This window comes from Monashia sp. HAY1-5C (genome assembly GCF_056755255.1).
Map to the genome: position 1 here is coordinate 1 of NZ_JBPGXG010000357.1, position 272 is coordinate 272.

Annotated in this window: 1 protein-coding gene; it reads right to left on the reverse strand. The window is 61.8% G+C overall.

From position 1 onward, the window contains the following. The coding region (locus ACR9ZK_RS22015; RefSeq protein ID WP_481344081.1) for a heterodisulfide reductase-related iron-sulfur binding cluster at window positions 1–253 on the reverse strand (253 nt) is incomplete at its 3' end. Between the last annotated feature and the right edge of the window lie 19 nt (window positions 254–272).

Sequence of the window (272 nt, forward strand, 5' to 3'; positions counted from 1 at the left end):
GAATGGGAATGCCCGTCGCCGTCGCGATCTGCGTGATGCAGCCGATATTGCCTGTCGCGATGACATCGGCCCTCGTCGCTTCGCGATTCCTGACCTTGCGGGCCTTCAGCTCGGCTGAAATCTCCGATTGCATGATGTTGTACGTGCCGGCCGAACCACAGCAGAGGTGCCCTTCCGCCGGGTCGCGCACCGTGAAGCCCGCCGCTTTCAGCAGGAGTTTCGGCGCCATGGTGATCTTCTGCCCATGCTGCATGGAGCAGGCGGAATGATAG